This is a genomic window from Pseudomonas sp. AA-38, assembly GCF_029457475.1.
Taxonomy (GTDB): domain Bacteria; phylum Pseudomonadota; class Gammaproteobacteria; order Pseudomonadales; family Pseudomonadaceae; genus Aquipseudomonas.
Window position 1 is genome coordinate 5,335,545 of record NZ_CP120359.1, and the last position, 24,787, is coordinate 5,360,331.

The 24,787-nt window shown below is 63.9% G+C and carries 23 protein-coding genes and 2 CRISPR repeat arrays; of the genes, 15 read left to right on the plus strand and 8 right to left on the minus strand.

What is annotated here, in order from left to right; all coding sequences use genetic code 11:
- Positions 1–9 precede the first annotated feature (9 nt).
- Together PVE35_RS24545 and PVE35_RS24550 are read left to right on the plus strand one after the other, a co-directional pair.
- Positions 10–1,011 carry an LLM class flavin-dependent oxidoreductase gene (locus PVE35_RS24545; protein WP_277373259.1) on the plus strand — a complete coding sequence of 334 codons (1,002 nt, stop codon included), beginning with the start codon at positions 10–12 and terminating at the stop codon, positions 1,009–1,011.
- Between the two features lie 86 nt (positions 1,012–1,097).
- Entirely contained in the window at positions 1,098–1,523 is a 426-nt protein-coding gene (locus tag PVE35_RS24550) for an OsmC family protein (RefSeq protein WP_268179860.1), read from the plus strand.
- Between the two features lie 23 nt (positions 1,524–1,546).
- Here PVE35_RS24550 and PVE35_RS24555 read toward each other — a convergent pair whose 3' ends face one another.
- On the minus strand, positions 1,547–1,969 hold the full coding sequence (locus PVE35_RS24555) for a hypothetical protein (RefSeq protein WP_277373260.1): 423 nt from the start codon (positions 1,967–1,969) through the stop codon (positions 1,547–1,549).
- A 112-nt stretch (positions 1,970–2,081) separates the two neighbouring features.
- Here PVE35_RS24555 and PVE35_RS24560 point away from each other — a divergent pair, with 112 nt between their 5' ends.
- Complete coding sequence (locus PVE35_RS24560; protein WP_277373261.1) at positions 2,082–3,149, plus strand: aminopeptidase; 1,068 nt, start codon at positions 2,082–2,084, stop codon at positions 3,147–3,149.
- Between the two features lie 57 nt (positions 3,150–3,206).
- Positions 3,207–3,437, plus strand: coding sequence for a DUF1161 domain-containing protein (locus PVE35_RS24565; protein WP_277373262.1), 231 nt, complete (start codon positions 3,207–3,209; stop codon positions 3,435–3,437).
- A gap of 88 nt (positions 3,438–3,525) precedes the next feature.
- Here PVE35_RS24565 and PVE35_RS24570 read toward each other — a convergent pair whose 3' ends face one another.
- Entirely contained in the window at positions 3,526–4,173 is a 648-nt protein-coding gene (locus PVE35_RS24570; protein WP_277373263.1) for an HAD family hydrolase, read from the minus strand.
- 278 nt (positions 4,174–4,451) lie between these two features.
- A CRISPR array of direct repeats spans positions 4,452–5,379; the repeat unit is 28 nt; unit sequence CTTCACTGCCGAGTAGGCAGCTTAGAAA.
- Between the two features lie 231 nt (positions 5,380–5,610).
- Between PVE35_RS24570 and cas1f the strand changes: the two genes are divergently transcribed.
- Together cas1f and cas3f are read left to right on the plus strand one after the other, a co-directional pair.
- Positions 5,611–6,579: a type I-F CRISPR-associated endonuclease Cas1f gene (cas1f, locus tag PVE35_RS24575; protein WP_268179872.1), complete on the plus strand. Its 969-nt coding sequence runs from the start codon at positions 5,611–5,613 to the stop codon at positions 6,577–6,579.
- Complete coding sequence (gene cas3f, locus PVE35_RS24580) at positions 6,576–9,926, plus strand: type I-F CRISPR-associated helicase Cas3f (protein WP_277373264.1); 3,351 nt, start codon at positions 6,576–6,578, stop codon at positions 9,924–9,926. The genes cas1f and cas3f overlap by 4 nt, the downstream gene beginning before the upstream one ends.
- Positions 9,927–10,004: 78 nt before the next feature.
- On the opposite strand, the gene PVE35_RS24585 is transcribed toward cas3f, so the two are convergent.
- The gene (locus PVE35_RS24585; protein WP_277373265.1) at positions 10,005–11,270 is read right to left on the minus strand and encodes a type II toxin-antitoxin system HipA family toxin; all 1,266 of its coding nucleotides are present in this window, start codon (positions 11,268–11,270) and stop codon (positions 10,005–10,007) included.
- Entirely contained in the window at positions 11,270–11,611 is a 342-nt protein-coding gene (locus tag PVE35_RS24590; protein ID WP_277373266.1) for a helix-turn-helix transcriptional regulator, read from the minus strand. The genes PVE35_RS24585 and PVE35_RS24590 overlap by 1 nt, the downstream gene beginning before the upstream one ends.
- 276 nt (positions 11,612–11,887) lie before the next feature.
- Here PVE35_RS24590 and csy1 point away from each other — a divergent pair, with 276 nt between their 5' ends.
- The 6 genes from csy1 to PVE35_RS24620 all read left to right on the plus strand — a co-directional run bounded on the left by csy1 (position 11,888) and on the right by PVE35_RS24620 (position 18,335).
- The gene (gene csy1, locus PVE35_RS24595) at positions 11,888–13,249 is read left to right on the plus strand and encodes a type I-F CRISPR-associated protein Csy1 (RefSeq protein ID WP_277373267.1); all 1,362 of its coding nucleotides are present in this window, start codon (positions 11,888–11,890) and stop codon (positions 13,247–13,249) included.
- Complete coding sequence (gene csy2, locus PVE35_RS24600) at positions 13,242–14,243, plus strand: type I-F CRISPR-associated protein Csy2 (protein WP_277373268.1); 1,002 nt, start codon at positions 13,242–13,244, stop codon at positions 14,241–14,243. Before csy1 ends, csy2 begins: the two co-directional genes overlap by 8 nt.
- 5 nt (positions 14,244–14,248) lie before the next feature.
- The gene (csy3, locus tag PVE35_RS24605; RefSeq protein WP_277373269.1) at positions 14,249–15,268 is read left to right on the plus strand and encodes a type I-F CRISPR-associated protein Csy3; all 1,020 of its coding nucleotides are present in this window, start codon (positions 14,249–14,251) and stop codon (positions 15,266–15,268) included.
- Positions 15,269–15,270: 2 nt separating this feature from the next.
- Positions 15,271–15,834 carry a type I-F CRISPR-associated endoribonuclease Cas6/Csy4 gene (gene cas6f / locus PVE35_RS24610; protein ID WP_268179882.1) on the plus strand — a complete coding sequence of 188 codons (564 nt, stop codon included), beginning with the start codon at positions 15,271–15,273 and terminating at the stop codon, positions 15,832–15,834.
- 130 nt (positions 15,835–15,964) lie between these two features.
- Positions 15,965–16,593: direct repeats of the CRISPR family, unit length 28 nt; unit sequence GTTCACTGCCGTATAGGCAGCTCAGAAA.
- A gap of 207 nt (positions 16,594–16,800) precedes the next feature.
- The gene (locus PVE35_RS24615) at positions 16,801–17,052 is read left to right on the plus strand and encodes a helix-turn-helix domain-containing protein (protein WP_268179884.1); all 252 of its coding nucleotides are present in this window, start codon (positions 16,801–16,803) and stop codon (positions 17,050–17,052) included.
- On the plus strand, positions 17,049–18,335 hold the full coding sequence (locus PVE35_RS24620; protein WP_277373270.1) for a HipA domain-containing protein: 1,287 nt from the start codon (positions 17,049–17,051) through the stop codon (positions 18,333–18,335). Before PVE35_RS24615 ends, PVE35_RS24620 begins: the two co-directional genes overlap by 4 nt.
- 282 nt (positions 18,336–18,617) lie before the next feature.
- Here the strand turns inward: PVE35_RS24620 and PVE35_RS24625 are convergent, their stop codons facing one another.
- Positions 18,618–19,118, minus strand: coding sequence for a GNAT family N-acetyltransferase (locus tag PVE35_RS24625; protein ID WP_277373271.1), 501 nt, complete (start codon positions 19,116–19,118; stop codon positions 18,618–18,620).
- Positions 19,115–19,657 (minus strand): gamma carbonic anhydrase family protein, encoded by a 543-nt coding sequence (locus tag PVE35_RS24630; protein WP_277373272.1) that lies wholly within the window; start codon positions 19,655–19,657, stop codon positions 19,115–19,117. Before PVE35_RS24630 ends, PVE35_RS24625 begins: the two co-directional genes overlap by 4 nt.
- Before the next feature lie 128 nt (positions 19,658–19,785).
- Between PVE35_RS24630 and prlC the strand changes: the two genes are divergently transcribed.
- A complete protein-coding gene (gene prlC, locus PVE35_RS24635; protein WP_277373273.1) occupies positions 19,786–21,834 on the plus strand; it encodes an oligopeptidase A in 2,049 nt (682 codons plus the stop codon).
- Positions 21,831–22,094, plus strand: a complete 264-nt coding sequence (locus PVE35_RS24640; protein WP_277373274.1) for a YheV family putative zinc ribbon protein — start codon at positions 21,831–21,833, stop codon at positions 22,092–22,094. The genes prlC and PVE35_RS24640 overlap by 4 nt, the downstream gene beginning before the upstream one ends.
- Before the next feature lie 515 nt (positions 22,095–22,609).
- Here the strand turns inward: PVE35_RS24640 and PVE35_RS24645 are convergent.
- Both PVE35_RS24645 and PVE35_RS24650 read right to left on the minus strand, forming a co-directional pair.
- Complete coding sequence (locus tag PVE35_RS24645) at positions 22,610–22,795, minus strand: hypothetical protein (protein WP_277373275.1); 186 nt, start codon at positions 22,793–22,795, stop codon at positions 22,610–22,612.
- A gap of 105 nt (positions 22,796–22,900) precedes the next feature.
- The gene (locus tag PVE35_RS24650; protein WP_277373276.1) at positions 22,901–23,692 is read right to left on the minus strand and encodes a helix-turn-helix transcriptional regulator; all 792 of its coding nucleotides are present in this window, start codon (positions 23,690–23,692) and stop codon (positions 22,901–22,903) included.
- Positions 23,693–23,774: 82 nt separating this feature from the next.
- Here PVE35_RS24650 and PVE35_RS24655 point away from each other — a divergent pair, with 82 nt between their 5' ends.
- The gene (locus PVE35_RS24655) at positions 23,775–24,770 is read left to right on the plus strand and encodes a bile acid:sodium symporter family protein (protein WP_277373277.1); all 996 of its coding nucleotides are present in this window, start codon (positions 23,775–23,777) and stop codon (positions 24,768–24,770) included.
- Positions 24,771–24,787 lie beyond the last annotated feature (17 nt).

The following is a 24,787-nucleotide window of genomic DNA, read 5'->3' on the forward strand; positions in this document are numbered from 1 at the left end:
ATTCCATCCATGAGCCGACTGGCCTCCATCAAGCTCTCCACCCTCGACCTGGCGCCGATTCGTGATGACGGCAACGCCGCCCAGGCCCTGCACAACTCGCTGGCCCTGGCCCGCCATGTGGAAAGCCTGGGTTTCGAGCGCTTCTGGGTCGCCGAGCACCACAACATGGACGGCATCGCCAGCTCCGCCACCGCCGTGCTGATCGGCTACCTGGCCGCCGGCACCTCGCGCATCCGTCTTGGCGCTGGCGGCGTGATGCTGCCCAACCATGCGCCACTGGTGATCGCCGAGCAGTTCGGCACCCTCGCCACCCTCTACCCTGGCCGCATCGACCTGGGCCTGGGCCGCGCGCCCGGCGCTGATCAGTACACCGCCCATGCCCTGCGCCGCAGCCGCGATGGCAGCGCCGAGGACTTCCCCAACGACGTCGAGGAACTGCAGGCCTATCTCGGTCCGCGCCAGGAGGGCCAGCGGGTCATCGCCATGCCCGGCAGCGGCACCGAAGTGCCGATCTGGCTGCTCGGCTCCAGCCTGTTCAGCGCCCAGCTCGCCGGCATGAAAGGCCTACCCTACGCCTTCGCCTCGCACTTCGCCCCGCGCTACCTGCACGAGGCGATCCGCGTCTACCGCAACCACTTCCGCCCCTCGGCGGTGCTGGACAAGCCCTACGTGATGCTCGGCGTGCCGCTGCTGGCGGCCGACAGCGACGAGCAGGCGCAACACCTGGCCACCTCGGCCTTCCAGCGCATCCTCGCGCTGATCCGTGGCCAGAGCCTGGTGCAGCGCAAGCCGGTGGCGAGCATGGAAGGCCTGTGGCTGCCACACGAGCGCCAGGCCGTCAGCGAGTTCCTCGGCCTGGCCGCCATCGGCGGGCCACAGACCGTGCGCAACCGTCTGGAGCAGTTGCTGGAGCAGACCGAGGCGGACGAGCTGATCTTCACCTGCGACATGTATGACTTCGCCGACCGCCTGCATGCCTTCGATATCCTCGCCGAGCTGCAACACAGCTAAAGCCGAACTTGTGCGCCACGAAGGCCTCTGAATGCACGAGGGGCCGCCAGCCGGGCGGCCCGCCATCAAGCAATGGGAGAACGCGCATGAAGAAGACAGCATCGGCCCACTGGCAAGGCGGCATCAAGGACGGCAAGGGCACCATCAGCACCCAGAGCGGCGCCCTCAAGGACAACCCCTACGGCTTCAATACCCGCTTCGAGAACGAGCCCGGCACCAACCCCGAGGAGCTGATCGGCGCGGCTCATGCCGGCTGTTTTTCCATGGCCCTGTCCAAGGAGCTGGGTGATGCTGGCATGACCGCCGAGAGCATTGACACCAAGGCCGAAGTGAGTCTGGACAAGGTGGAAGGCGGCTTCGAGATCAGCGCCGTGCACCTGTCGCTGCGGGCCAAGATCCCCGGCGCCGACCGAGCCGCCTTCGAGAAGGCCGTGGAAACCGCCAAGACCGGCTGCCCGGTCTCCAAGGTACTCAACGCCAAGATCACCCTGGAAGCGGTACTCGACAACTGAGGCCATGGAGTGCGCTACGCTGGCTAGATCGCCGTGCCACAGCGCTTCACCTCGCCCCGCGCCAACATCCGGCGCTGCTCGTCGTAGAGCCAGGCCTGCGCCTTCATCAGCAGCGGTCTGGCCACGATGCGATAGCGCTGGCCGGGGGCGAAACCCTGATAACGCAGGGTGATCTCGCAGGTCATGCGCAGCGGCTCGCTCTGCATGCTCAGCGCACCACCCCCGCGCACCTCGAACTGGAAACGGGTCTGTAGCTCATGCTCGCCGGGCATTACCTGAAAGTAACGACCGTCTGGCCAGCGCTGGCCATCCAGGCGGTCAGCCATCAGCAGTGTATCGGCGCTGGAGTACAACTCGACCCAGGCCTGCTGCGGGTCGGGCTTGGGCAGTGGCGAAGCGCAGGCGCCGAGCATCAGCAGGGCGGGGGCGAGAAGCAGGGCGCGCATGGCGACCTCCGATCAGGGTTCAGACACCAGCCTACACCGGGAGGCAGGCGAAACCGAGACGAAGCACACAAAAGACGATGCGCTGGCCGAGTGGATCGGCTAGCGTGAGCGCATGCCTGACGTCTCCCCTATCGACCTCCTGCGCCGCCTGGCGGTTCCCCTACTCGCCCTGCTGCTCGGCGGCTGCTCGACCCTGGACTACTACGCCCACCTGGGCCAGGGCCAGTGGCAACTGCTGCAAGCGCGCGAGCCGGTCGAACGCCTGCTCGCCGACCCGGCCACCGACCCCGATCTGACCCGGCGCCTACGCCTGTCGCAAACCGCGCGGGACTTCGCCAGCGCTCAGTTGCACCTGCCGGATAACCGCAGCTATCGCCTGTACGCCGACCTGCACCGGCCCTTCGTGGTGTGGAACGTCTTCGCCACCCCGGAATTCTCCCTAGACCCCGAGCTGCATTGCTTCCCCATCGCCGGCTGCGTCGCCTACCGCGGCTACTACCAGCTAGGCCGTGCCCGAGGCGCCGCCGCGCTGCTGCGCGAGCAGGGGCTGGACACCTACATCGGCGGCGTGGAGGCCTACTCCACCCTGGGTTGGTTCGACGACCCGCTGCTCAGCACCATGCTGCGCTGGAACGACGAACGCCTGGTGGCGGTGATCTTCCACGAGCTGGCGCATCAGCAGTACTACCTGGCGGGCGATACCGCCTTCAACGAATCCTTCGCCACCTTCGTCGAGCGCGAAGGCCTGCGCCAGTGGCACGTGGCCCGCAGCGAAACGCCATCAGCCAGCAATGATCGCCAGCGCCAACAGTTCGTCGAACTGGTGCTGGCCAGCCGCGAACGCCTGCGCCAGCTCTATGCCAGCAACCTGCCAGCCGCCGCCATGCGTAAGGCCAAGCAGGCCGAATTCGCCCGCCTGCGCCGTGATTATCGCGCCTTGCGCCAACGTGAATGGGGCGGCCAGGGGCGCTTCGATGCCTGGATCGACAGCCCGATGAACAACGCCAAGCTGCTGCCCTTCGGCCTCTACGACCAGTGGGTGCCAGCCTTCGCTGCGCTATTCGAGCGTGAAGGGCGCAACTGGCCAGCCTTCTATACCGCCGTCGCCGCATTGGGCCGGTTGCCTGCGCCCGAACGCCAGGCCGAACTGCAAGCCCTGCTGCAAAAGAGTCAGAACTGAGCGGCCATTTGCCAGTCAAACCTATTCAGGTTTCGCCCAACACCGGAGGTACAAGCGATGCAACGACTGATTCCCGCTCTGGCCCTGATGCTGCTCACGGGCAGCGCAATGGCCGCGACCAAACCCTGCGAAGAACTCAAGCAGGAAATCGAAGTGAAGATCCAGGCCAACAACGTGCCCAGCTACACCCTGGAAATCGTCGCCAACGACGAGGTCAAGGATCAGAACATGGTGGTGGGTAGCTGCGACGGCGGCACCAAGAAGATCATCTACCAGCGCAACGACTGACACCCAGCGCCTGTAGGAGCGAGCTCTGCTTGCGAAGCATTTATCTGCATGACAGGTTTCGCGAGCAGAGCTCGCTCCTACACGACCTTCAGCCGATCAAGGCCCTGTGCAGTTCTGCCAGCGTCTCGAAGTGATAGGCCGGCGCCTCGCCGAGCAACTCCTCACGGCTGCCGAAACCATAGCCCACCGCCACTGCCTGCAGCCCATTGCTGCGCGCCCCGATCAGATCGTGCTTGCGGTCACCGACCATCAACGCCGACTCGGGCGTCAGCTTTTCCGACGCCAGCAGATGCGCAAGTAGCTCCACCTTGTTGGTGCGCGTGCCATCCAGCTCGCTGCCATAAATGCGCTTGAAATAGCGGTCGAAGCCGAAATGCCGAGCGATTTCCTCGGCGAACACCGTCGGCTTGCTGGTGGCGATATACAGCGTGCGCCCCTGCGCCACCAGCGCTTCCAGCAGCCCCTGCACCCCCTCGAACACACGGTTCTCGTACAGGCCGGTCACCCGGAAACGCTCGCGGTAGTGATTGACCGCCTGCCAGCCGGTGGCTTCGTCCAACCCGTAGGTACTCATGAAACACTGCAGCAAGGGTGGACCGATAAAGTGCTCCAGCGCAGTGATATCCGGCTCGTCGATACCCAGCTTGGTCAAGGCGTACTGCACCGAACGGGTGATGCCCTCGCGCGGGTCGGTGAGCGTGCCGTCGAGGTCGAAAAGGATTGTGGAATGCTGCATGGCGAAGGCCTGTTGGTAAGCGCAACGGCCCCGCAGGATACCCGCCTTTGCCGCCTGCTTCACCCTCAGGCAGCTTGCGCTCGCCCACGATGACAACAGCCTGGGACGGAGATGGGCGTTATGACTTGGGCAGGCCAGCCCTGCTCACACCCTCTTTTCCAGAGCAGATGAAGCACTGTTCAAAATCAACGAGTTACGAACAAGCCAGAAAAAAGGGTCTACGACGACTCAATCGCGCCAGGCCTTGAGCCACAAGGCCTGGCCAGCTATCGTCTCTACTTCACTGCCGAGTAGGCAGCTTAGAAAGCGCGGCCTTCAATGCGGCGCGGGTCTGCTCGCTTCACTGCCGAGTAGGCAGCTTAGAAATTATGGGAGATTTCAATTTCCGCGGCAACGTCCTTCACTGCCGAGTAGGCAGCTTAGAAACGAGATTGCAGCAGGGCCAAGGCCCTGTTCGCCTTCACTGCCGAGTAGGCAGCTTAGAAATCGCGCAGGGTCAGCGTGCCATTGGCCAGGCCCTTCACTGCCGAGTAGGCAGCTTAGAAAGCGAGGATGAACGCCTGCAGCTCTTCGCCACACTTCACTGCCGAGTAGGCAGCTTAGAAATGGCTACTCGCTGAGCGACGGCCGCCGCATTGCTTCACTGCCGAGTAGGCAGCTTAGAAATGGGCACCTCACGCCTGGCCGAGCCGGCCAAGCTTCACTGCCGAGTAGGCAGCTTAGAAAGTGCAGCGTGCTATCGAGGTCATGGAGGCCCACTTCACTGCCGAGTAGGCAGCTTAGAAATTGTCGCGGAACAGCTTCTTCGCGGCGCCGTCCTTCACTGCCGAGTAGGCAGCTTAGAAATTGGCGGTAGCCGATAGCGCCCCGCCGGACTACTTCACTGCCGAGTAGGCAGCTTAGAAAGGGTCAGCGTCACCAGCGGCACATGCCCGAGCCTTCACTGCCGAGTAGGCAGCTTAGAAAGAAGGTGCCGCCAGAGTGCGAGCCGACGTGCTCTTCACTGCCGAGTAGGCAGCTTAGAAAACACCCCGAAGGACGCGGAAACCGTGCTCAACCTTCACTGCCGAGTAGGCAGCTTAGAAAGCAACGGACATCGCCTATTTCAACGCAGACGTCTTCACTGCCGAGTAGGCAGCTTAGAAACTGGTCGTTCAAATCGGCTTCAAGGGCGAGCCCTTCACTGCCGAGTAGGCAGAGAAATGGTGTCTGGGCAGCCGTAGGGCGTACTCGCGAAGCAGTATGCCGCCATGAGGTCTGCGGCAGACTGTTCGCTGGCGCTCCTGAGTCCACCCTACCACTGGTGCTACGAGCGGCCGGCGTACCGGTCGCCCTGCCGCTCATGAATGGGCCATGAGATCGTCAACGAAGCCGCCCCTGCACTTGGCACCTTCTGGCAAAAGCGCTTAACTGCCGGCATTGCCTCAGGAGTCTTTCATGGACGACATCAGCCCCTCCGACCTCAAGACCATCCTCCATTCCAAGCGCGCCAACCTGTACTACCTGCAGCACTGCCGGGTGCTGGTCAATGGCGGGCGGGTGGAGTACGTCACCGATGCTGGCAAGCAGTCGCTGTACTGGAATATCCCCATCGCCAATACCACCACCATCCTGCTCGGCACCGGTACCTCGATCACCCAGGCGGCGATGCGCGAGCTGGCCAAGGCCGGTGTGTTGGTGGGCTTCTGCGGTAGCGGCGGCACGCCGCTGTTCTCGGCCAACGAGATGGACATGGAAGTCGCCTGGTTCTCACCACAGAGCGAATACCGCCCCACGGAATATCTGCAGAAGTGGGTAGGGTTCTGGTTCGATGACGGCAAACGCCTGGAGGCAGCCAAGGCCTTCCAGTTGGCGCGCCTGCAACGCATCCGCCAGGGCTGGCTGAACAGCCGACCACTGAAGGATGCCGGTTTTCAGGTCGATTCCGCCGCTCTGGAAAATGCCCTCGATGCCTCGCAGCGCGCCATCGTCGCCGCGCCGGACAACACCTTCCTGCTCACCGAAGAAGCACGCCTGAGCAAGCAACTGTTCGCCTTGGCCGCCCGCGCCGTCAGCTATGGCGACTTCACCCGCGCCAAGAAGGGCAGTGGCAGCGACCCGGCCAACCGCTTTCTCGATCACGGCAACTACCTGGCCTATGGCCTGGCCGCCAGCGCTACCTGGGTGCTGGGCATCCCCCATGGCCTGGCCGTGCTGCACGGCAAGACGCGCCGTGGCGGCCTGGTGTTCGACGTGGCCGATCTGGTCAAGGACGCGACCATCCTGCCGCAAGCTTTCGTCAGCGCCGTGCGCGGCGACGAGGAACAGGAGTTCCGCCAGGCCTGCATCGAGAACCTCACCCGCAGCGAGTCACTGGACTTCATGATCGACACCCTCAAGGCCGTGGCCGAGCAGGTTGGCGCATGAACGTGTTGCTGATCAGTCAGTGCGACAAACGCGCACTGGTGGAAAGCCGGCGCATCCTCGACCAGTTCGCCGAGCGCCGCGGCGAGCGCACCTGGCAAACGCCGATCACCCAGGCCGGGCTGGATACCCTGCGCAAGCTGTTGAAGAAGAGCGCCAGGCGCAATACCGCCGTGGCCTGCCACTGGATACGCGGCAAGGACCACAGCGAGCTGCTGTGGATAGTCGGCGACGCTAGCCGCTTCAACGAACAGGGCGCGGTACCGACCAATACCACCCGCCGCGACGTGTTGCGCAAGGATGACGAGAACGACTGGCACAGCGCCGAGGACCTTCGTCTGCTCAGCGCCCTGGCCGCGCTGCTGCATGATCTGGGCAAAGCCAGCCTGGCCTTCCAGAACCGCCTCAAACCTGGCGCGCCCATGGAGCGCAACCTGTATCGCCACGAATGGACATCGCTGCGTCTGTTCCAGGCCTTCGTCGGGAATGACGACGATCAGGCCTGGCTGGCACGCCTGGCCAGCCCCAGCGAGCAGGACGACGCCACCTGGCTGAGCCGCCTTCAACGCGATGGCCTCGACCCCAACTGCGACAAGCCCTTTCGTAACTTGCCGCCTCTGGCCGCCGCCCTGGCCTGGCTGGTACTAACCCATCACCGCCTGCCCCTGATGCCCAGCGAGGACGCGCGCCTGGGCAGCAAGATCCGCCACTTACAGCTCGGCATGTTGAAGAACCTGCCAGGAGATATCGACGCCAGCTGGAACGAGCATTGTGCCACCCAGGACAGAGGGCAGATCGAACCTTACTGGCACTTCCCCCACGGCCTGCCCGTGACCACCGAGCGCTGGCGCAAACGGGCCGCCAAGCAGGCCCAACGCCTGCTGGCGCTGCTGCCACGCCGCCCCCAGCGAGACTGGCTGGGCAGCCCTTACCTGATGCACCTGGCACGCCTGAACCTGATGCTCGCCGATCACCACTACTCCAGCCTCACCGGCCCAGGCCGGGTGCAGGGCGAGGCGGGTTATCCGCTGTGGGCCAATACCGAGCGCAAAAGCGGCAGGTTCAATCAGGGACTCGACGAACACCTGCTGGGGGTCGAGGCCAACGCCGGGCTGATCGGCCATCGCCTGACCGACTTCGAGCGCAGCCTGCCACGCCTGGCCCGGCACAAGGGTTTGAAGAAGCGCAGTAGCAACGAACGCTTTCGTTGGCAGGACAAGGCCTTCGACCTGGCTGCCGGCATGCGCGAACAGGCTGCCCGGCACGGCGCCTTCATCGTCAACATGGCCTCCACCGGCTGCGGCAAGACCCTGGGCAATGCACGCATCATGTATGCCCTGAGCGACCCCGAGCGCGGCATGCGCTGTGCCTTCGCTCTGGGCCTACGCAGCCTGACCCTGCAAACCGGGCGCGCCTTCCGCCAACGCCTGCAACTGGACGAGGATGACCTGGCCATTCGCGTCGGTGGCACGGCCAACAGCACCTTGTTCGAGCACCAGCAGGCGCTCGCCGAACGCAGCGGCTCGGCCTCCAGCCAGGCACTGTTCGAGGACGATGGCCATGTGCGCTTCGACGGCAATGTGGACGCCCATCCGCTGCTCAACAAGGTGATCCACGAACCCCAAGTGCGCGCCCTGCTGGTCGCGCCGGTACTGGTCTGCACCATCGACCACCTGACCCCAGCCACCGAGAGCCAGCGCGGCGGGCGACAGATAGCCCCCATGTTGCGCCTGATGAGCGGAGACCTGGTGCTCGACGAGCCGGACGATTTCGATATCGCCGACCTGCCTGCCCTGGCGCGTCTGGTGCATTGGGCCGGGCTGCTGGGTAGCCGCGTGCTGCTGTCCTCGGCCACCCTGCCGCCCGCCCTGATCCAGGGTTTGTTCGAGGCCTATCGTGCCGGGCGTATCGAGTATCAGCGCCACCGTGGCGAACGCCCCGGCGAGCTGCCAGCCATCGCCTGCGCCTGGATCGACGAACAGCGGCAAAGCCGCCTGGACTGCAGCGACAGCGCCGCGTTCAGCGCTGCCCACCACGACTTTGCCCAACGCCGCCACGCCTGGCTCGCGACGCAGCCCGCGCGCCGTCATGCGCAACTGCTGCCCCTGCGCTTTGCCAGCCAGCGCCCGGAGGAGATTCGCCCGGCCTTTGCCGAACAGCTACTGACCGCCGCCCGCAGACTGCACGAGGCCAACGCCACAACCGACCCGCACAGCGGCAAGCGCGTGAGTTTCGGCCTGGTACGCATGGCCAATATCGAGCCCTTGTTCGACGTGGCCCTGGCGCTATTTCGCCTGGGTGCCGCCGAAGGCACTCGCATCCACCTGTGCGTATATCACTCGCAGTACCCACTGCTGCTGCGCTCGGCCATCGAAAACCGTCTGGACACAACCCTGCAACGCGAACAGCCGCAAGCGGTTTTCGCCCTGCCGGACATCCGCCAGCGTCTGCTACGCCACGACGAGCCGGATCAGTTGTTCATCGTGCTCGGCTCGCCCGTGACCGAAGTGGGCCGCGACCATGATTACGACTGGGCCCTGGTCGAGCCCTCGTCGATGCGCTCGCTGATCCAGTTGGGCGGGCGCGTGCGCCGCCATCGCCCCGAGCCCTGGAGCGCAACCAATGTGCAGATATTCGACAGCAACCTGCGCCATGCCGAACGGCGCGACCAGCCAGCTTTCTGCAAGCCCGGTTTCGAGACGGAACACCCTTGGCGGCTGAACAGCCATCGTCTGGACAAACTGCTGGAGGCCGAGCAGTACCAGCAGATCGATGCCCGCCCGCGCATCCTCGAACGCCCCGCACCACTGGATGCCAAGAACAACCTGGTCGACCTGGAACACGCTCGCCTGCAAGGCTGGATGCTGCAACCCGCCGAAACCGACCCGACCACACTGTCTCTTCGCGAACGGCGACGGCAAAGCAGCCAGCCGCGCGAAATGAACGCCCATGACGGCTGGAGCCAGCCGCTGTTGCACCTCACAGCCCTGGCGCAGCAGCAACAGCCCTTTCGCCTCGACACCCAACCCAGGGTCGAGCTGATCCTGCTGCCGAATGAAGACGGCGAGGATTACCAACTGCACCGTATCGACCCCGGCCAGCGCCGCTACGAGCAGATCTACGTGCCGGTGGAAAACAGCCTGCACCAGCGCATCCCCGACAGCGAACTGGCCGGCCCGCGCATTAGCTGCTGGAGCGCCACAGATTACCTCGAAGCCCTGGCTGAGCTGGCACAGGAGCTGGACATGAGCCTGGAGGGCTGCGCCAAACGCTTCGGCACCGTCAGCCTGCCCGAGAGCGAGCGCGGCTGGCGCTTTCACCCGGCGCTTGGGTTTGCCAAACGCAGGTGAGATTCCCCTACACCGTACGCGGCGTGTAGCAGGGCTTTAGCCGCGACTCCGTTGGGTAGGAACCCGTGATGTCAGCAGCTAACTATCAATCCGAAAATCCCCATGCAGCGCCCGCCAGTGCTCGCGCAGCGCAGCCTTTTGCGCATCGTGCATGGGGCTGTCGCGCAGGGCTGCCGGCCATCGCTCGCGCGCTTTGCCGATGGCCGCCTTGAGGTTGTAGAAAATCGGCGACTCCGGCAAGTCCGCGCGCCTGGCCCAGCGCCGGAAGTGTTCTAGAGATACCTCGTACCACTGCTTGGTCTGCGCCATGTTCAGCGCATAACGCTGCTCGTCCGGGATGTAGGCACGGGTGAAGAGAATGTCGTAGGCCGGCGACAACACCGGGCTCACGCCATCGGGGTAGAGAATGCTCCAGTTCTTCAGATGCGCGTCGCCATTGCCCAGCAGGATGTTGACCAACAGGCGCACCCCCATCTGCGCCACGTCACGCTGGCCGCTGTAGGTGTTCTGGTAGATCAGCCGGGCGATCTGTTCGTAGCTGGCCTTCTGGTACTTGTCCGCCGCATAGGCGAATAGCACCTGGCCGAAATCCTCGGCGTGCACACGTTGCCCATCCACCCGGTCGAAGCGTCGAATGCCATAGGCGTAGCCCTCGTCGGGTAGCTTGATCTGCGGCAGGCGCTCGATCTTGTCGAGCGCCACCAGGCGAACTTCCGGTATATCCACACCGGCCAGCTCGGCCAGGCGCATGCAGGTGTATTCGTTGAGCGGTACATGACTGTGCACCGTCGATGGCGTTTTGATGATCCAGTCACCAGGCTCTGCCGCATCCCCCAATTGATAACGACCATCGCGCTGGTGCATGGAAAACTTCATCTGCACCCCGGCCAGGGAAAAATGCGCCACACGATCCACGGCATTCACCGCCACTCGGTCGAGCCGTCCGAGATCGCCGAAAGCCACATCGGGAATGGCCTCTGCGGCGATGGGCTCGGCAATCAGCGCCCCCGGCAAGTCACCGCCCAGGTGCACCAACAGCGGGAACTCGTTGTGCTCGTGGATCTTCAGGCGTTGCGCCAGCAACTGGCGCAACGCGCCTTCAGGCAGCAGGTTACTCAGCAACGGATGCAGCTGCATTTTGCTTGCCACGGGAAACAGCTTGCCGGCACGCGCGGCGAAGGTATCCGGGTTGGCCAGCGACAAGGTCAATGCCGGGCGATTGCGATTGGCCACGAACGACGGCGCCAGCGACAGCACCGTGCGGCCATGGGCATAACCGGCAACATACCCAACCAGTTGGCCATGCAGCGTCAGCTTGAGCGCCGATACCTGCTCCCCGGCCATCAGTCATCACCCAGCACTTGCCAGGGGTCTTCGATGGTTTCCTTGATCCCCACCTCTGGCGCTGATGCCGGTGTGCGGTTCATTCCGTAGTTCTGCTGCGCCCTGGCAGGGCCGGCCTCCAGCAGTTGCTCGACCTCACGCGCCAACTCCTTGGGGATCAGCATCAGGGTGGCGTCGAGCCCCTCGGCAATCTTGTCCAGCGTGGCCAGGCTGGGGTTACCGTCTTTTTCGATCTTGCCGTACTGCTGGCGATTGAGTCCGACCCGCAACGGCATATCCGTGCCCTTCAGGCCAAGCTGCAAGCGACGGCGTTTGATCTGGGTCAGCACTTTGCTGCGCATGGGCTCCCTCACTCGCTCTACCAAAAATGCAGCATAAAAGGCTCTATTAGAGAAAAAGAGCCTTTTATGCTGCAGAAAAGTCTCTTTGAAGGTTATGTGCTTCATTAGTAAATGAAGTTTAAAAGCTTCACAAGTCTTTATTTGAAGCATAAATGCTGCTTTAGAAGACTACTGCAACATATAAAGATCATTCAAATTGAGTCAGGCGGGCAGCCAAGGCCAGTGGCAAAACAATGCTACTTTTCGTGTTGCTTCCCAGCACAAGGATTTGTCGCTATGCACAACCCCTCCTCCGGCCGACGACAGGCCATCCGCAACTTGCTTGAACACTTTATCGCCGAACGCCTGGCCACCAAGCTCGAAGGCCTGGCCGAAGAAGACCCCAAACGCGCCACCCTGCTTGCCCAATACGCCCCGGACGTATGGCTGGAAGATGCCGCGCGCCGTGCCGGGCAGATCCAGGCAGTCACCCATACGCTCAAAGCCATTCACCCGGACGCCAAGGGCACCAACCTCTATTGCCTGCCGAACAGCCTGCCCCGGCATGCTTTGGTCGGCAGCCATTGCCTGGGCGACGACTTTGCCGGCGATGTGGTGGGCAACGCTGCCGCGCTGGATGTCTACAAACTGCTCAAGCTGGAGCACGACGGCCAGTCGCTGCTCAGCCTGCTGCTGGCCGATGATGCCGACGCCATTGGCGCGCTGCATGAAGATGGCGAGCAAGCGCAGATCCTGGCGGCAGCCTTTACCGGCATCACCCGCGCCCGCGACGGCCTGGCCTCCCACACCCACGGCAAGCAGTTGTACTGGCTGGTTGGCGAAGATCCGCGCGACGATGAGCAATACCATCTACTCGCCCCGCTATATGCCAGCTCGCTGGCGCATCGGGTCTACCAGCAAATCCAGGCCGACCGCTTCGGCGAGCCAGCCAAGGAAGCGCGCCAGGCTCGCCGCGACAAGCAGTTTCACTCTGGCGTGATCCACGAGTACCCCGACCTGGCGGTGCAGAAGCTCGGCGGCACCAAGCCGCAGAACATCTCCCAGCTCAACAGCGAGCGCCGTGGCGATAACTACCTGCTCGCCTCCCTGCCGCCAAGCTGGCAGCAGCGCGAAGTGCGCCTGCCGATCCGTACCCGTGACGGCTCGATCTTCCCTGCCTTCGGCCAGCGCCCGGCAGTGGCCGAACTGGTGCGCCACCTGCGCGATTTCCTGCTCAGCGGCCCGCCACCCAATGTGCATACTCGCAACAGCCGTGATGAACTGCTTACCGAGCTGATCGACGAACTGCTGCTGTATGCAGCCGAACTCTGGGCCTTCGAGCCGGGCTGGTCGGCCAAGCCCGAGTGCAACCTCAACCGCGCCGAGCAACTGTGGCTGGATTTCCGCCGCGCAGAGCACGATGCCATCTTCGCCAGCGAATGGCGGCGCATGGAATGGCTCGTGGAAATCCGCGAGCGCTTCGCCAACTGGCTCAACGCCCGCCTGGTCAGCAAGCTCTCGGTCGGCGATGTGGAAAACAGCTACTGGGCCAAACAGGCTGGCAGCAATGCCCTGTGGCTCGACCTCGACCGGCTGAACCAAGCCTGGGTCGATCAGTTCGAGCGTGAACAACGCGACCTGGAGGCCGAACATGAGTGAACTGCCCACCTCCAACGGCCTGCTGATCGTCCCCCACCTGCGGGTGCAGAACGCCAACGCCATCTCCAGCCCACTGACCTGGGGCTTCCCCGCCATCAGCGCGTTCATTGGCCTGATGCAAGCATTGGAACGCAAGCTCGATGGCCGCTTCGCCCTGATGTTCGACAGCGTCGGCGTGGTCTGCCACAGCCACGAGGCGCAGGTCACTGGGGGCTATCAACGCGCCTTCCGCCTGACCCGCAACCCGGTCAACGAGCGCGGTGAAACCGCTGCCATCGTCGAAGAGGGGCGCATCCACCTGGATATCACGCTGATCTTCGGCGTCAGCGGCTATAGCGAAGACGGCGAGCCCGACCCGGTACAGGGCGACTGGCAACAGCGCCAGCAGATTGCCCGCGACATCGCCGAACTGCTGGGCGGCATGCGTATCGCCGGGGGCAGTGTATTCCTCGACCCGCAGCACAAGCCGATGCTGCAGCCCCTGGCCCAGGGCGAGGAACGCAGTGCCCAGTTCCGTCGGTTGCGCCGCCGCTGGTTACCGGGCTTTGCCCTGGTCAGCCGCGACGACCTGCTGCACACCCATCTGCAACATCTGCGTGACGAGAACGCCAGCGCCGACCTGCTCGATGCCTGGCTCGATCTGTCACGCCTGAACCTGCGCGCTCAGGAAGCCCGCCCAGCCAGCGAAACCCAGGCGGCCAAAGTGGAGTGGCGCGCCCAGCGCGTAATGCCCAACGGCTGGCTGGTGCCAATCCCGGTCGGTTATGGCGCCCTCGGCCCGTTGCAGGCCGCCGGCAGCGTAGCCAACGCGCGGGACGGGCAAACCCCGCTGCGCTTCGTCGAAAGCCTCTACTCCATCGGCCAATGGCTCAGCCCTCACCGGCTGCGCGATGTCGATGACCTGCTCTGGTACGCCGACGCTGCCCCCGAGGCCGGCCTGTACCGCTGCCACAACCTTTACAGCCAAACCCTCTGCACTGATGACATGGAGTGACCATCATGACCACCGCCCCTCTGAAAACTGCTTCCGTCCTGGCCTTCGAGCGCAAGCTCGACCCTTCCGATGCGCTGTTTTATGCCGGTGACTGGCAGACGCGCGACAACTGGCAACCGCTCGCCGTGCGGGAAAAATCCGTGCGCGGCACCATCTCCAACCGCCTCAAGGCCAAGGATCAGGATCCGGCCAAGCTCGACGCTGCCATCGAGAACCCCAATCTGCAGACCGTCGATGTCGCGGCCCTGCCCCATGACGCCGACACGCTACGCGTCAGTTTCACCCTGCGCGTGCTCGGCGGCGCTGGCACCCCCTCGGCATGCAACGACGCCGGCTACCGGCAGAAGCTGCTGGACACCGTACAGGGCTACGTCGCCAGCCACGGCTTCGCCGAACTGGCGCGCCGCTATGCACATAACCTGGCCAATGGTCGCTTCCTCTGGCGCAACCGCATCGGCGCCGAACAGGTGGAAGTGCAGATCGCTCATTTGGTGGATGGCAAGGCCACCCAGCAATGGAGCTTCGATGCCCTGAGCCTGTCCCTGCGCAACTTCGACGCCAGCGGCCCGGTGGCCATGGCCCTGGGCGAACTGACCAATCTGATCGCTGCAGGTCTCGGTGGCGAGCGTCACCTGCTGCTGGGCATCACCGCCTATGTGCGCATGGGCGCAGGCCAGGAAGTCTTCCCCTCGCAGGAACTGATCCTCGACCGGGGCAAAGGCGACAAGAGCAAAACCCTGTACAGCGTCAACGGCGTCGCCGGTATGCACTCGCAGAAACTCGGCAATGCCCTGCGCACCATCGACACCTGGTATCCGGACGCAGGCGAACTCGGCCCCATCGCCGTCGAACCCTACGGCTCGGTAACAACCGAAGGTCGCGCCTATCGCCAGCCGAAGGCCAAGGCGGACTTCTACAACCTGCTGGACAACTGGCTGCTCAAGGACAAGGAACCCAGCGTAGGCGACCAGCATTACGTCATGGCCACCCTGATTCGCGGTGGCGTCTTTGGTGAGGCGGGCTAGCCATGGATCACTACCTCGACCTCAAACTCCTGCCCGACCCGGAATTTCCGGCCACACAGTTGATGAGCGCGCTGCTGGCCAAACTGCATCGTGGCCTGCATGACCTGCGTCGTAGCGATGTGGGCATCAGCTTCCCGGATGTGGAAACAGCGGGCTCCGGCCTCGGTGCCCGCCTGCGCCTGCATGGCAGTGCCGAGGCGCTGGATCGGCTGATGGTGCTGAACTGGCTCACCGGCATGCGCGACCACCTGCATCTGGGGGAGCTGGCGCCGATCCCGGCGCAGGTACGCTGGCGTTGCGTCAGCCGTGTGCAGGTGGACAGCAACCCGGAGCGTGCCCGCCGCCGCCTGATCAAGCGCCACGGTATCAGCGAAGCGGAGGCGCGCCAGCGCATCCCCGACAGCGCCGGCAAACGCTGCGACCTGCCTTATGCCAGCCTGCGCAGCAACGGCAGCGGCCACAGCTTCCGCCTCTTCATCCGTCACGGCCCACTACTCGATAAACCCACCCCAGGCACCTTCGGCGCCTACGGCCTGAGCGCCCAGGCCAGCGTGCCCTGGTTCTGACCCTTTTTTCCAAGCACAAACGGAGCCCCCGCAAAATCAATGACTTGCAGGTGGCTCCGAAAAAAGGGGTAACAGCGATAAAACAGGGATGGTTCTTTAACAATCAAAGGGTTAGGGTTTTCAGGCTCTAGTTCACTGCCGTATAGGCAGCTCAGAAAAGCAGCGAGTGTTCGGCTTGCCGTTGACCAGGGTTCACTGCCGTATAGGCAGCTCAGAAAGCGCCGTGCCCGTGCCGGCTTCGGCTTCGTCCTGTTCACTGCCGTATAGGCAGCTCAGAAACTCGCCGGGCGGGTCGGGCTGGGGGTCGGTGCGTTCACTGCCGTATAGGCAGCTCAGAAAAGAGGGGGACTGGTACGACCCGCTCAGCCGTGGTTCACTGCCGTATAGGCAGCTCAGAAATGTTGCACCGCCACCAGCCAGATAGGCATGCCGTTCACTGCCGTATAGGCAGCTCAGAAAGCTGCAATCGCGGCGTTCAGCGGGCCGGTGGCGTTCACTGCCGTATAGGCAGCTCAGAAAAGCAGCTTCGAGCCCGATAATGGCCCGAGCCAGTTCACTGCCGTATAGGCAGCTCAGAAATCGAGGAGGGGCGCCTCGGCCAGGCGCTCGCGGTTCACTGCCGTATAGGCAGCTCAGAAACAGCCCAGCGGTATGTCGCGCAGGTAGTCGTCGTTCACTGCCGTATAGGCAGCTCAGAAAAACGACCTGCAGAGTCAGAATCCGCCGCTCTTGTTCACTGCCGCACAGGCAGCTCAGAAACAGTATGCCAGCCAGTTCCAGCGCCCCAACCGACGAGGTCTGGCGCTGGCATAAAACCCTGGCTGCCGCCCACAAGTGATAGTCCTTACGATCATGAGGATATCGTTATTAGCAAGGCTATCCAGCCATAAATCCTCACAAACATGAGGATTTTATTGATCAAGAAGGCATTCCGCGCCAAAATCCTCACGAAAATGAGGATTTCAGATGCAAACCACACTCAAGAGCGCCGCCGAACTGGGCGAATTGATACGCCGGGCACGCAAGGCGCAGAACATCCGCCAGGATGACGCCGCTGGCAGCATCGGTGTCAGCGAGAACTTCCTCGGCAAGGTGGAGCGAGGTAGCGAGAGCGTGCAGTGGGGCAAACTGTTCCAGGTGCTCGATGGCCTCGGCCTGCGGCTGATCGTCGACCTGCCAGATGAGGTGGCAAAACTGCCCGGCGAGCCTGAAGCATGAAACGCGAGCTGCTGGCCTGGATCGGTGATCGCCTGATGGGGCATCTCTACGACGACAATGGCGTGTGGAGTTTCCGCTATGCGCACGACTGGGGCGCTTTCGACCTCTGCCCGAACCTGCCACGGGCACGAGGCACCATCCTCGACAACAGCAGCCAGCGCCCCGTGCAGTGGTACTTCGACAACTTGCTGCCCGAGGAGGGCCAGCGCCAGTTGCTGGCTGCCGATGCCCGCCTGGAGGCCAGCGACGCCTTCGCCCTGCTGGCGTACTACGGCGCCGAATCGGCCGGTTCCCTGACCCTGCTGCCGCCGGGCGAGACATTGCCAACAGGCGAACTGCGCGCCCTGACGGACGAAGCATTGGCCAGGCGCATCGCCGCCATGCCGCGCCTGCCACTGACCCACGAAGCCCGCAAGCGCATGTCCCTGGCTGGCGCCCAGCACAAGCTGGCCGTGGTGCTCAAAGGCGGCGAGCTGTATGAACCGGTCGGCGACGCACCCTCGACGCATATTCTCAAGCCGGATCACCCCGAGCGCGCCTTCGCCCATTCGGTGATCAACGAGTGGTTCTGCATGCGCCTGGCCGCCCGCGTCGGTGTGGCCGTGCCCAACGTCAGCCGTCATTACGTGCCCCAGCCGGTCTATCTGATCGAGCGCTTCGACCGCCAGGCACAGGGCGACACCTGGCAACGCCTGCACAGCATCGACGCCTGCCAGATGCTCGGCCTGGATCGTCATTTCAAGTACCAGGCCGGCAGCATCGAACGCCTGGTTCAGCTATTGGGGCTGACCACAGCTCCGGCAGTGGCGCGTACCCGTCTGTTCAACTGGCTGCTGTTCAACCTGCTGATCGGCAATACCGACGCCCATCTGAAGAACATCAGCTTTCTGGTCGGCCCACGCGGCCAGCAGTTGGCGCCGTTCTATGACCTGTTGAGCACCGCCGTCTACGAAACCCGCGCCTTCGAGCAGGATCGCTGGCCGCAGGCGACCACCCTGGCCTGGCCGCTCCTCGGCGAATCGCACCTGGCACGTATCGACCGCCAGCACCTGCTCGATGCCGCCGAAGCGCTGGGCCTGAAACGCTCCCCGGCCAACGCGCAGTTGCAGCGCATGCAGGGGCGCATCGTCGCGCACGCCGACGAATTGCTGGAACAGACAGAGCGGGAAAATGCCGGGCTGGCAACCGAACGCCCAGAGCTACGCGCCACCTTTGCTGGTGAGATGCGTTGCCTGCGCGCAATTCGGGCGCTGGTAGCGGAGCAGGCCGCTCGGCTGCAATAAACACTGAGGTGCATAAAGAATCGCCATTTTCTTTACGCGTAGCACTCAGCGCTCGACGCATAAAGAAAATGGCGATTCATGAGACTGCTTGCTGGGCGGTTTGCTGTACAGCGCACTGCCGCACAGACAGCCCCGGCGGGCTGTTCGCGTCGATGTTCGGCGTCAGGCCTGTAGCCTGGGTGGAGCGGAGCGATACCCGGGGCAGCGTTTCCCGGGTTTCGCGGTGCTCAACCCAGGCTACTTATCGGCTCGGTTTATGCGCAGGCGCGGTTTGCCGCCCCCTCAATCCAGCAAACTGCGATACATCACATAACAATCCACCAAACCATGCCGAGCGTGACGGTAGGCCTTGGGCAGGGTGCCGACTATCTCGAAACCGTGCTTCTGCCACAACGCCACGGCCACCGTATTGGTGGCCACCACGCTGTTGAACTGCATGGCGCTGAAATCCAGTTCGCGCGCCACCTCCAGCGAGTGAGCGCAGAGCCGGCTGGCCACACCCTTACCACGCGCGGCAGGAGCGGTCATATAGCCGCAGTTGCAGACGTGGTCGCCGGGCCCGGCGGCATTGGCCTTGATGTAGTAGGTGCCGAGAATCTGCCCACCCTCTTCGGCAACGAAGGTGGCGCGCGGCAGCTCGACCCAGAGTTTCCAGGCTGTTTCACGATCCATGTCGGGGTCATAGGCGTAGGTTTCCTGCGCCTGTACCACGTCACGGATGATCGGCCAGACCTGGTCGAAATCTGCAGCCTCGATGGGGCGGATGATCAGTGCGTCGCTCATTGGTCGTACCCCTCGACCAGGTGCTGATCCTTGAGTTTCACGTAGTTGCCCGCCGTGTAGCTGAAGAAGTTGCGCTCCTTGTCGGTCAGCGGGCGTGCCTGTTTCACCGGGCTGCCGACGTACAGATAGCCGCTTTCCAGGCGCTTGCCCGGCGGCACCAGGCTGCCTGCGCCGATGATCACCTCGTCCTCGACCACTGCACCGTCCATGACGATGCTGCCCATGCCCACCAGGATGCGGTTGCCAAGGGTGCAGCCGTGCAGGGTGACCTTGTGCCCGACGGTCACTTCGTCGCCGATGATCAGCGGGAAACCCTCCGGGTTGAACGGGCCGGCGTGGGTGATGTGCAGCACGCTGCCGTCCTGCACGCTGGTGCGCGCACCGATGCGGATGCGGTGCATGTCGCCACGGATCACGGTCAGCGGCCACACCGAGCTGTCCTCGCCCAGCACCACGTCGCCGATGACCACGGCGCTGGCGTCGACGAAGACGCGCTCGCCTAGTTGCGGGAGGTGCTGTTGGTATTTGCGAATGGCCACGATAGAGGCTCCTGGGCTGCGGGAAAGCTTGATTGTAATTAAGATGCCCCCATGTCTGTTGTCAGCGTGCTGGATTCTCGGATGCCAGCCACCTCAACACCGCCTTCCTTCGCCACAGGTATCTCGTCGTGACCGCGAACAATCCCCTGCTGCAAGACTTCGACCTGCCGCCCTATTCGCAGATCAAACCGGAACACGTCGAACCCGCCGTCGACCAGATCCTGGCAGACAGCCGCGCCGCCATCGCCAAACTGCTCGAACAACAGCAGGCCAATCCGAGCTGGGACGGCCTGGTGCTGGCGCTGGACGAACTCGGCGCGCGCCTGGGTCGTGCCTGGAGCCCGGTAAGCCACCTCAACGCGGTGTGCAACAGCCCTGAACTGCGCGCGGCCTATGAGGCCTGCCTGCCCAAACTGTCGGAATACTGGACGGAGATGGGCCAGAACAAGCCGCTGTTCGAGGCCTATGACGCGCTGGCCAAGAGCCCGGCAGCCGAAGGCTTCGACGTGGCGCAGAAGACCATCCTCGAGCACGCCCTGCGTGACTTCCGCCTGTCCGGCATCGATCTGCCGGTCGAGCAGCAGAAGCGCTATGGCGAAATCCAGATGCGTCTGTCCGAGCTGACCAGCAAATTTTCCAACCAGTTGCTCGACGCCACCCAGGCCTGGACCAAACACATCACCGACGAAGCCCTGCTCAGCGGCCTGACCGACTCGGCCAAGGCGCAGATGAAGCAGGCCGCCGAAGCCAAGGGTCTGGACGGCTGGCTGATCACCCTGGAATTCCCCAGCTACTACGCGGTGATGACCTACGCCGACGACCGCGCCCTGCGCGAAGAGGTGTATGCCGCCTACTGCACCCGCGCCTCCGACCAGGGGCCAAATGCCGGGGAGAACGACAATGGCCCGCTGATGAGCGAGATTCTCGACCTGCGCCAGGAGCTGGCGCGCCTGCTCGGCTTCGCCAACTACAGCGAGCTGAGCCTGGCCAGCAAGATGGCCGAGAACACCGAGCAGGTGCTGAGCTTCCTGCGTGACCTGGCGGTGCGCAGCAAGCCCTTCGCCGAGCAGGATCTGGCCGAGCTGCAGGCCTTCGCCGCCGAGCGTGGCCTGAACGATCTGCAGAGCTGGGATGTGGGCTACTACAGCGAGAAGCTGCGCCAGCAGCGCTACAGCATTTCCCAGGAAGAGGTGCGCGCCTGGTTCCCGGTGGACAAGGTGCTCAGCGGCCTGTTCGCCATCGTGCGCAAGCTCTACGGCATCGAGATTCGCGAGCTGAAAGACTTCGACACCTGGCACCCGGATGTACGCCTGTTCGAGATCACCGAGAACGGCCAGCACGTCGGGCGCTTCTTCTTCGATCTCTACGCCCGCGCCAACAAGCGCGGCGGCGCCTGGATGGACGGCGCGCGCGACAAGCGCCGTGATGCCCAGGGCAAGCTGATCGCCCCGGTGGCCAACCTGGTGTGCAACTTCACCCCGCCGGTCGGCGGCAAGCCGGCGCTGCTGACCCACGACGAGGTCACCACCCTGTTCCACGAATTCGGCCACGGCCTGCATCACCTGCTGACCCGCGTCGAGCATGCCGGTGCCTCGGGCATCAATGGCGTGGCCTGGGACGCAGTCGAGCTACCCAGTCAGTTCATGGAGAACTGGTGCTGGGAACCGGAAGGTCTGGCGCTGATCTCCGGCCACCATGAAACCGGCGAGGCGCTGCCGCAGACCCTGCTGGACAAGATGCTGGCGGCGAAGAACTTCCAGTCCGGGCTGATGATGGTGCGCCAGTTGGAGTTCTCCCTGTTCGACTTCGAGCTGCACGCCACCCATGGCGACGGTCGCAGCGTGCTGGACGTGCTCGAAGGGGTGCGCCGCGAGGTGTCGGTGATGCGCCCGCCGGCCTACAACCGCTTCGCCAATGGCTTCGCGCATATCTTCGCCGGCGGCTATGCGGCTGGTTACTACAGCTACAAGTGGGCCGAGGTGCTCAGCGCCGATGCCTTCTCCAAGTTCGAGGAAGAAGGGGTGTTCAACGCCGACACCGGCCGCGCCTTCCGTGAGGCCATTCTGGCCCGTGGCGGCTCGCAGGAACCAATGGTGCTGTTCGTCGACTTCCGTGGCCGCGAACCGAGCATCGACGCCCTGCTGCGCCACCTTGGCCTGAGTCAGGAGGCCGCATGAAGAAGCGATTCATCGCCGGCGCCGTGTGCCCGGCCTGCAGCGAGCAGGACAAGATCCAGATGTGGGAAGAGGACGGCGTGCCGCACCGCGAATGCGTGGCCTGCGGCTACGCCGATACCCTGGATGCCAACGGCAACTCGGTGCCCAAGGAATTGCCGACCCGGGTCAACGTCAGCGGCCTGAAGCCCAAGGCCGCCGACCCCAATGTGCAGGCCGTACAGTTCTTTCCCAATCCCAAGCTGAAGAAGCCGAGCGAGTAACGACGTAGCCCGGATGCAATCCGGGGCGATGTGCCAGGTATTTCCCGGATTGCATCCGGGCTACGGGCTGAAAAAGCACCCTCTCCCCCAGCCCCTCTCCCATAAATGGGAGAGGGGAGCCAAACCGTGCCGCTGGACGTGATGGCGACTCCGGTCAGCACCCTCGCCCCTTGGGAGAGGAGCTGGCAAGCGGGCCCCGCTGTAAGAGCGAGCTCTGCTCGCGAAGCTTCTGCCGTTTGCCATGGTTCGCGAGCAGAGCTCGCTCCTACAATCAACGGGATGCTTTTCAGCTCGCCGCAACCGTCTTCGGCAAAGTGGCGCTGGCGATCATTGCGCCGGACGGGAACCGTAGGGTGGGTTAGCGGCGCCGGGCACGGGCTGACCAACACCAATGAAGGTCACGCGCCGCGTAACCCACCGGGCGGAGGTGTGCCTGGCACCACTGGCGGGTCATGCCATGAAGGCCGGGACGGATGTGTGCGCTTCTTCCCGGATTGCATCCGGGCTACGGCGGCTCAGCGCACCCTGGGGCGAGGCTTTTCGGGGCGAAGATAGAAGCCTGAGATGACGGCGATCATGACCAGCATCAGCCCCAGTCCGTTATCCCCTTGGGGAGTCATGAACTGGAACAGGCCCGCGGCCATGGAAATGCCCGAACCGATGCACAACAGTACCCAGATGGTCTTCTTCAGATATTTCATCTTGCCTGCGTCCTTGCTACTTGGTTATGCGAAACGGGGAAGTCTAACCCGTGGGCGCTTCTTCAAATCATTGACTGGGTCGCGCTTTGCGACTCAGCGCTCGCCTTAACCACGAAAGAACTCCCCCGGCGTCGCACCAAACTGTTGGCGAAAGGCGGCGATAAAGGCCGAGGTGGAGTCGTAGCCGCAGGCCAGCGCCACGTCGGTGACGCGCTCGCCGCGCTGCAGCGGTTCCAGCGCATGCAGCAGGCGCAGGCGTTGGCGCCAGGCGCGGAAGGTCAGGCCGGTTTCGCGCAGGAACAGGCGGCTGAGGGTCTTCTCCGAGGCGCCGAGCACCTGGCTCCATTGCATGAGGCTGCGGCCATCGTCCGGTTGCTCTTGCAAGGCGCGGCACAGGCGCAGCAGGCGCGCGTCCTGCGGCAACGGCAAGGACAGCCCCACCTCCTGCGCCGCGCGCAACTGATCCAGCAGCACCTGCGCCAGACGGCCATCGGCGCCCTGCTCGTCGTATTCCACCGGCAGCTCGCAGAAGCCTCGGATCAGCTCGCGGGTCAGGCTGTCGATGGCCAGCACCCGGCAGCGTGGCGGTGCCCAGGCGCTGACGGCGCAGTCGATGTACAGGCTGCGCATCTCGGTGCCCGGCGAGCTGATCACTTCGTGCTCGAGGTCGGCGGGAATCCAGATCGCCCGTTGTGGCGGCGCGACGAAGCGACCGGCCGCGCTGTGCACGTGCAGCACCCCTTCCAGTGCGTAGGAAAGCTGCACCCAGGGGTGGCTATGGCGTGGCGTGCTGACCGCCAGCACCAGGGATTCGTTGCGCGCATAGAGCGGCCTGGGCAGATGGGGCAGGCGCGGTACCGCACGTTCGGGCAGCGGATTTTGTCCGTTAAGCGACATTCTCTGGCCTGATGGCGTTAGTCGGTCGATACGACACAGGCTAGAGTGGCCGGGCCAGTCTGACAACAACCGGATCTCGAACATGGCCCGCTCTCGCCTGCTGCCCGACAATTTCACCCTTACCCTGCTCGCGGTGGTGCTCACCGCCTCGCTGCTGCCCGCCAGCGGCCAGGTCGCCACGGTCTTCGAGTGGATCACCGACCTGGCCATCGCCCTGCTGTTCTTCCTGCATGGCGCCAAGCTGTCGCGCCAGGCGATCATCGCCGGTGCCGGCCATTGGCGCCTGCACCTACTGGTGTTCTCCTGCACCTTCATCATCTTCCCGCTGCTCGGCCTGCTGCTGCGCCCGCTGCTGGAGCCACTGCTGGGTACCGAGCTGTTCATGGGCATGCTTTATCTGTGCGCCCTGCCGGCCACGGTGCAGTCGGCCATCGCCTTCACCTCGCTGGCGCGCGGCAATATCCCGGCGGCGATCTGCAGCGCAGCAGCGTCCAGCCTGCTGGGCATATTCCTCACTCCCCTGCTGGTGGCGCTGCTGATGGGCGTGCACGGCGACAACGGCTCGACCCTCGATGCCATCGGCAAGATCAGCCTGCAACTTCTGCTGCCCTTCGTGCTCGGGCAGATCGCCCAGCGCTGGATCGGTGGCTGGGTGACGAAGAACAAGAACTGGCTGAAGTACGTCGACCAGAGCTCGATCCTGCTGGTGGTCTATACGGCTTTCAGCGCGGCGGTGATCGGCGGACTGTGGCAGGAAGTGCCGCTGATCACCCTGCTGGCCCTGATCCTCGCCTGCTGCGTGCTGCTGGCCCTGGCGCTGCTGAGCACCCACCTGCTCGGCAAATGGCTGGGCTTCAATCAGGAAGATCGCATCACCATCCTCTTCTGCGGCTCGAAGAAGAGCCTGGCGACCGGCGTGCCCATGGCCCAGGTGCTGTTCGCCGGCAGCAGCATCGGCGTGCTGATCCTGCCGCTGATGTTGTTCCACCAGATCCAGCTAATGGTCTGCGCGGTGCTGGCGCAGCGTTATGCGAGCCGCCCGGAAGCCGAGGTGATCGAAGCCAGGACGGCTTCCTGAACACCCCCGCAATGCGC

Bases quoted from the DNA above. Each gene is read 5' to 3' on its own strand.
- PVE35_RS24545 (WP_277373259.1), top strand. From the start codon at position 10: ATGAGCCGACTGGCCTCCATCAAGCTCTCCACCCTCGACCTGGCGCCG.
- PVE35_RS24550 (WP_268179860.1), top strand. From the start codon at position 1,098: ATGAAGAAGACAGCATCGGCCCACTGGCAAGGCGGCATCAAGGACGGC.
- PVE35_RS24555 (WP_277373260.1), bottom strand. From the start codon at position 1,969: ATGCGCGCCCTGCTTCTCGCCCCCGCCCTGCTGATGCTCGGCGCCTGC.
- PVE35_RS24560 (WP_277373261.1), top strand. From the start codon at position 2,082: ATGCCTGACGTCTCCCCTATCGACCTCCTGCGCCGCCTGGCGGTTCCC.
- PVE35_RS24565 (WP_277373262.1), top strand. From the start codon at position 3,207: ATGCAACGACTGATTCCCGCTCTGGCCCTGATGCTGCTCACGGGCAGC.
- PVE35_RS24570 (WP_277373263.1), bottom strand. From the start codon at position 4,173: ATGCAGCATTCCACAATCCTTTTCGACCTCGACGGCACGCTCACCGAC.
- cas1f (WP_268179872.1), top strand. From the start codon at position 5,611: ATGGACGACATCAGCCCCTCCGACCTCAAGACCATCCTCCATTCCAAG.
- cas3f (WP_277373264.1), top strand. From the start codon at position 6,576: ATGAACGTGTTGCTGATCAGTCAGTGCGACAAACGCGCACTGGTGGAA.
- PVE35_RS24585 (WP_277373265.1), bottom strand. From the start codon at position 11,270: ATGGCCGGGGAGCAGGTATCGGCGCTCAAGCTGACGCTGCATGGCCAA.
- PVE35_RS24590 (WP_277373266.1), bottom strand. From the start codon at position 11,611: ATGCGCAGCAAAGTGCTGACCCAGATCAAACGCCGTCGCTTGCAGCTT.
- csy1 (WP_277373267.1), top strand. From the start codon at position 11,888: ATGCACAACCCCTCCTCCGGCCGACGACAGGCCATCCGCAACTTGCTT.
- csy2 (WP_277373268.1), top strand. From the start codon at position 13,242: ATGAGTGAACTGCCCACCTCCAACGGCCTGCTGATCGTCCCCCACCTG.
- csy3 (WP_277373269.1), top strand. From the start codon at position 14,249: ATGACCACCGCCCCTCTGAAAACTGCTTCCGTCCTGGCCTTCGAGCGC.
- cas6f (WP_268179882.1), top strand. From the start codon at position 15,271: ATGGATCACTACCTCGACCTCAAACTCCTGCCCGACCCGGAATTTCCG.
- PVE35_RS24615 (WP_268179884.1), top strand. From the start codon at position 16,801: ATGCAAACCACACTCAAGAGCGCCGCCGAACTGGGCGAATTGATACGC.
- PVE35_RS24620 (WP_277373270.1), top strand. From the start codon at position 17,049: ATGAAACGCGAGCTGCTGGCCTGGATCGGTGATCGCCTGATGGGGCAT.
- PVE35_RS24625 (WP_277373271.1), bottom strand. From the start codon at position 19,118: ATGAGCGACGCACTGATCATCCGCCCCATCGAGGCTGCAGATTTCGAC.
- PVE35_RS24640 (WP_277373274.1), top strand. From the start codon at position 21,831: ATGAAGAAGCGATTCATCGCCGGCGCCGTGTGCCCGGCCTGCAGCGAG.
- PVE35_RS24645 (WP_277373275.1), bottom strand. From the start codon at position 22,795: ATGAAATATCTGAAGAAGACCATCTGGGTACTGTTGTGCATCGGTTCG.
- PVE35_RS24650 (WP_277373276.1), bottom strand. From the start codon at position 23,692: ATGTCGCTTAACGGACAAAATCCGCTGCCCGAACGTGCGGTACCGCGC.
- PVE35_RS24655 (WP_277373277.1), top strand. From the start codon at position 23,775: ATGGCCCGCTCTCGCCTGCTGCCCGACAATTTCACCCTTACCCTGCTC.